Here is a 5,506-nt window from a genome sequence, read left to right on the forward strand (position 1 = left end):
GTGCCGGGGCCGGTTCCGGGCCCCGGACCTGCGGGGGAACGGGCCGGATCAGCGGGTAGTACGAGGGATCGTTCATGGCCCCAATGGATCACCGCCGCCCCCGCCCGCCAAGCACCGCGCCCGCACGGCTCACCCCGCCGCCGGGCCGCGCCCCCGCCTGCCCGCGCCGCCCCGCCGGGGCCGCGCCGCCGGGCCGCGCCGGCGGTCAGCCGCCCAGCCGGGCGAACCGGCCCTCCAGCCGCGACAGTTGCAGCGTCGTCGCCGGGGAGCGCAGCGCGTCCTGCCGCTCCCGGAAGTTCGCGTACGCCCGCCGGGCCTGGTGGATGTTCCCCGCGTCCAGCTCCAGGTGCGCCAGCTGCAGCAGCGAGAGGCCGATCGTCCGGTGCTCGCCCGGCGGCCGGGCCCGCAGCGAGGCCCGCAGGTACGACAGCGAGAGCTCGGTGGCCCGCAGCGAGCGGTGCACCTGCGCGGCCTGGTACAGCAGGGCCGGCTCCGGGTACCGGTGCGGGCCGCCCTCCGCGGCCGCCCGCCCCGCCCAGTGCTGCGCGCCCTCCAGGTGCTTGAGCGCCTGCGCGGACTGCCGCAGCCGGGCCGCCGCCACCGCCTGCTGGGCCAGCACGAAGGCCCGGACGCCCGGTGCCGCGTCCGGCGGCAGGTGCTCGGCCGCCGCGTCCGCCAGCCGGGCCGCGTACGCCTGGTGCCCGAGCGCCCCGGCCTGGGTGCTCTGGTCGCGCAGCGCCATCGCGCGGGCCGGGCCGTCCTGCGCCTCGGACGCGAGCTGGTACGCCAGCCGGTAGTGCCGCTGGGCCTCGCCGTGCCGGTTGTCGTCGGTGTACGTCCGCCCGACCAGGCGGACCAACTGGGAGGCGGCGACCAGCAGTTCGCGGTGCCGGGGCCCGCCGGAGGGGGACTTCGCCCAGGGCAGCACGTGGTCGCGCAGGTAGCCCAGCAGCAGACCGCGGGCGATCGCCCCGCCGTACCCGTCGTAGTGCCGGGCGCCGAACGCCGTCATCTCCCGCACCGCCTCCACCTGCCGGGCCCCCACCCGCTCCGGCCCGGAGCGGCGGACGCTGGGGACCGGCGGCGGGCGGTGCGCGGAATCCGCCGCGGGCCCGGCCGGCGCCGGGGGGCGGGGGGAGGGCAGCATCCGGATCTGGAACAGCGGAGGCTGAAACGTTTCGTCCTGCGGCTCGCTGGAATTCGGCCAGGAATGCAGCCGGCGCAGCCCCGTCAGGGCGTCCGCCGCCTCCTGCTCCGGCTCCTCCGCCAGGGCGGGATCGGCCGACTGGAGGCCGAGCTCGCCGCGCGAGACCGGGCGGCCCAGCCGCCGGGCGAACGCCTCCTCCAGCAACTGCGGGCCCGGCGGCCGGGGCTGGGTGCCCGACAGCCAGTGCGCCACCGTCGTCCGGTCGTAGCCCACGCTGAAGCCGCTCTCCCGGGCCACCTTCTGCAGCGCGGCCGCCAGCGCGGGGCCGTTCCACCCGGCCTCCGCCATGCAGCCGCGCAGCGCGCTGTTCGGACCACGGGCGTGCGGCATCGACAACTCCTCGCGCGGACCACTTAAGGGGTTGGCCTCAGAATAACGGGCGGCGCCGACGGCGAATACCGATTTCCGCCAAGCACCGACTGTTCAACGCGCGGGACCGGAAACCGATACTGCGCCGCCGGTTTCCGTTCGGTGGCGAAGGAGTGATTCGCGGAGGCCGGAAGGGAGTTCCGGCGCCCGCAACATGTGATGACCGGACAGAAATATGATCAGCTTTCCGTACGGGGCGTCCTATTCGAACTTCTCGGCGCCCCCGGCCTCCTCCAGCATTCGCCGCAACAGCCCCTCGGTGTCCAGGAACCGGTGCTCGGTGCCGACCGGCACCAGCCGGTGGGTCAGCTCCAGGAAGCCGCGCACCGGCTCGGCCGGGGTGCGCAGCACCGCGGTCTGGCCGGGCGTGCTCAGCGCGATCGCCAGCAGGTCCCCGTCCGAGGTCGACCGGCGGATCGTCACGTCCCCGACCCCGGCCCACCCCTCCAGCCCGTCCACCAGCAGTTCCCGGGCGAACAGCCAGGTGATCGGCTCCTCCAGGTCCACGTGGCAGTCCAGGTGGACGGCGTACGGATCGGCCCGGTGGTAGCGCAGCCGGGCGGGCACCGAGACCCGCAGCCCCGGACAGGGTGAGACCGTCACGTCCAGCAGCAGCACGCAGTCCGGCTCGCCGTTGCGCCGCAGCCACGCGTGCGGGGTGTTCTGGTGGTTCACCGGGTCTCCCTCGGACGGACGACGGACGGGACGGCGGACGGGACGGCGGACGGGACGACAGGCGGGACGACGGACGAGGCGACGGACAGGGCGGGTACGGGGGACGGTTCGGCGGGGGCGGCGTCTGCGGTTCCTGCGGCGTTCGCGGCCCGGGTGGCTTCGGCGACCTCGCCGGCCTCGGCGACCTCGGCGGCCTCGGTGGCTTCTGCGGCCTCGGCGGCGCCCACGGCGTCCCCGGGCTCCGGTCCGGGGTCGGGCGGCGGCGGGGAGAACCGTTCCCGCACGGGTGCCGGGTGGGCGGAGAACCGGGGCGGGGCCACCAGCCGGGACCACTCGTGGTCCCGGCGGCCGGGCACAGTACGTCCGGACTGGTGCCAGATGGTCACCAGTCGTGCGTAGATGGGGGCTTGCTGAATCGTTTCGTCGCGGACGCCCGTCGGGGCCCAGGGGTCGGCACTCACGTCCGGGGATAACGACCGAACCCGGAGGCGGTCACGGCACTTGTTCCTCCGTCGCGCCGGACGGGTGGGATCCCGCCGCCGCCGGGGTCCGGCGGCCCCGCCGGACCGTCCGGCTCCGCCCCACCCGTCCGGATCGTCCGGGCGGGCCGTCGGAGCGTCAGGCCCCGGCGGAGGCCGTGGTCGCGGCCAGCGCCCGGGCCCGGTCGAAGGCGCGCACCGGGTCGGGGGCCGACGTCCACGGCTGGGCGCCGCACCACGGGCCGATCAGCCGGAACTGCTCCAGCGCCAGCGCGGGCTGCCGCGACAGCAGCGCGAAGTGCGCCAGCAGGTGCCGCAGCAGCGGCACCTGGTCGTTCGGCTCCGGAACGCCGTCCAGCGCCGCCGCCACCCGGGGCCGCAACTCCCGGTGGCGGCGGCCGACGGGCAGCCGGTCCGGGCCGTGCCGCGACTCCAACTCGCTGAGCGCCTGCAGGTACAGGCCGGGCAGCGGCGACCCGGCCGGGGCCCCGCGCACCGCGCGCACCGCGAAGCGCAGCATCAGCGTGTCGCTGCCGTGCCACTTGGCGCACCAGTACTGCATCGCCTGCCAGTGCCCGCCGACGTGGTGCGGCGCCCGGGCCACCAGCTCCGCCCACAGCCCCCGGAACTCGCGCCGCGACAGCCGCATCCCGCGCGCCGCGGTGATCATCACCACCCAGGGCCCGGGGTCGCGCCCGTCCGACTCGGCGGCCCGGCGGGCCAGTTCGTACGCCGCGGGCAGCTGCGCCCGGAACGCGGCCAGCCGCTCCGGCGCGACCTGTGCCGGGAAGCCCCCGCCGCGCGCCTCCCAGGCCCGCTGCACCAGCAGCCGGGCCCGGACCGTCGCGGCCGCGCACGGCGCCGTCCCGGCCGCCTCCCAGCCGGTCAGCCAGCCGTCCCGCTCGGCCGCCACCCGGGTCAGGAAGTCCAGCCGGGACCAGCGCTCGTCCCAGTCCGCGCCCGCCGCCGCCACGTACGCCTCGGCCGCCCGCCAGCCGCCCGCCAGGCAGGAGTCCGCCAGCGCCTCCAACTCCTTGCGCCGCAGCAGCCGCATCGGCGGCCCGCCCCGCCCCGCATCCAACTCCGCCGAGGGCACCAACCCGTACGCCCCCGGGTCGAACCCGGCGGCCTCCGCCGCCCCCGGCACCGGCCGGGCGTCGCCGGTCCGCCGCCGGGTCAACAGCACGATCAGCGCGGCGAGTCCGAACACCAGAGCGGGGGTCATGCCGAGAATGATCTCCCACTCCGGCCCCGGCCCGGCACGCCCCCGCCCCGTGCGGGCGGTCGCGGCTCAGGCCGGGTCGTGGCAGAGGCAGAACGGGTGCCCGGCCGGGTCAAACAGGACGCGGACGTGTTCCTGCGGTTGGTGCTCGGCGAGCACCGCGCCCAGCGCCACCGCCTGGGCCACCGCGGCGTCCAGGTCGGCGACCTGGAAGTCGAGGTGCATCATCGGGCGCTGCTGCCCCTCCCGCGGCGGCCACACCGGCGGCCGGTAACCGTCGGCCTGCTGGAACACCAGGAACGGCCCCTGCGGGGAGGCCGCGACCACCGCGGTGCCGGGCTCCTCGTGGCCCAGATGCCAGTCGAGCAGCGCCACGTAGAAACGGGCCAGCGCACCGGGATCGGGTGCTTCGACAGTGGTGCCCCACCACATGCCGGGCTTGCGTGCGTCCATCGGGCCAGGATGCACCCCGGCAGCGACAGCGCGCCCGTGCCCGCCCGGATCCGAGCGGTACCCGTACGGTACCCAGCGGCGCGAGGGTCACGGCCGTCCCTCCCCGCCGACCAGGGCGAGCAGCGTCGACGCGGCCGGCCGGGTCCGTCCCGCCCCGGGCCGCCGCGACCCCGGCCGCAGACAGGCGCTCCGCCCCCCGGACGGGCAACTGGCGCAGCAGCCCCGCCCCGGACCGCCCGACCACCGCGCACACCACGCCGACCGTTCCCATGACGTCCCCCGTCATCGAGCAGCGGGCCCACCCCGGTGGCACGGCCCCACCGCCATGACACGGATGTGCCGCCGGGAGCCCCCGCCGGCACCCGTGGCCCCCGCTAGACTCGGCCGGATGTCCACCGCGCCGCAGCCCGCCGTCCTGGTCCTCCCGTACGACCCCGCCTGGCCGCTGCGGGCGGCCGAACTCACGGCCGGGCTGCGGGCCGTGCTCGGACCGGCCGCGGTGCGGGTCGAGCACATCGGCAGCACCGCCGTCCCCGGGATGGCCGCCAAGCCGGTGTACGACGTGCAGATCGCCGTCGCGGACCTGGCGGAGGCTGAACAGGACTTCGACGGGCCGCTCGCCGCCCTCGGCTTCCGCCGCTCCCCGCACCGGCACGACCACGTCCCCGCCGGGTCCGACGACGACCCGCAGCGCTGGGTGAAGCGGTTGTGGGTGCGCCGCGACCCGGCGGCCGGGCCGGACTGCAACCTGCACGTGCGGCTGCTCGGCTCGCCCAACGAGCGCCTCGCGCTGCTGTTCCGCGACTGGTTCCGGGCCCACCCGGAGGCGGTGCCCGGCTACGCCGCGTTCAAGCGGGCACTGGCCGCCTCCGTCGCCGACCTCGACACCTACGCGGACGTCAAGGACCCGGTGGTGGACCTGGTCGTCGCCCTCGCCGAACCCTGGGCCGCCGCCACCGGCTGGACCCCGCAGGCGGGTTGAATCGGGCGGGCTGAGTCGGGTGGGTTGAGTCGGGCGGTCGGAAAACCGTTCGCGTCCGGCCGGGGGATCGGGCAGCCTCGTCACCCGTGACCGACACCGAACACGAGTGGTACTACGCC

At 76.7% G+C, this 5,506-nt stretch carries 6 protein-coding genes; 1 reads left to right on the plus strand and 5 read right to left on the minus strand.

Going from position 1 to position 5,506, the window contains the following annotated elements:
* Positions 1 to 205 precede the first annotated feature (205 nt).
* From ACFUEL_RS14725 to ACFUEL_RS14745, 5 genes are all read right to left on the minus strand, one after another.
* Positions 206 to 1,537, minus strand: a complete 1,332-nt coding sequence (locus ACFUEL_RS14725; protein ID WP_380236583.1) for a hypothetical protein — start codon at positions 1,535 to 1,537, stop codon at positions 206 to 208.
* 240 nt (positions 1,538 to 1,777) lie between these two features.
* Positions 1,778 to 2,251 (minus strand): SsgA family sporulation/cell division regulator, encoded by a 474-nt coding sequence (locus tag ACFUEL_RS14730; protein ID WP_380236585.1) that lies wholly within the window; start codon positions 2,249 to 2,251, stop codon positions 1,778 to 1,780.
* Complete coding sequence (locus tag ACFUEL_RS14735; protein ID WP_380236586.1) at positions 2,248 to 2,637, minus strand: hypothetical protein; 390 nt, start codon at positions 2,635 to 2,637, stop codon at positions 2,248 to 2,250. The genes ACFUEL_RS14730 and ACFUEL_RS14735 overlap by 4 nt, the downstream gene beginning before the upstream one ends.
* Before the next feature lie 232 nt (positions 2,638 to 2,869).
* On the minus strand, positions 2,870 to 3,955 hold the full coding sequence (locus ACFUEL_RS14740; protein ID WP_380236587.1) for a hypothetical protein: 1,086 nt from the start codon (positions 3,953 to 3,955) through the stop codon (positions 2,870 to 2,872).
* Positions 3,956 to 4,021: 66 nt separating this feature from the next.
* Positions 4,022 to 4,405 carry a VOC family protein gene (locus tag ACFUEL_RS14745; protein ID WP_380236588.1) on the minus strand — a complete coding sequence of 128 codons (384 nt, stop codon included), beginning with the start codon at positions 4,403 to 4,405 and terminating at the stop codon, positions 4,022 to 4,024.
* Positions 4,406 to 4,793: 388 nt separating this feature from the next.
* On the opposite strand from ACFUEL_RS14745, the gene ACFUEL_RS14750 reads away from it, so the two are divergent.
* Positions 4,794 to 5,387 carry a GrpB family protein gene (locus ACFUEL_RS14750; protein WP_380236589.1) on the plus strand — a complete coding sequence of 198 codons (594 nt, stop codon included), beginning with the start codon at positions 4,794 to 4,796 and terminating at the stop codon, positions 5,385 to 5,387.
* Positions 5,388 to 5,506 lie beyond the last annotated feature (119 nt).

Source organism: Kitasatospora sp. NPDC057198 (genome assembly GCF_042670125.1).
Classification (GTDB): Bacteria; Actinomycetota; Actinomycetes; order Streptomycetales; family Streptomycetaceae; genus Kitasatospora.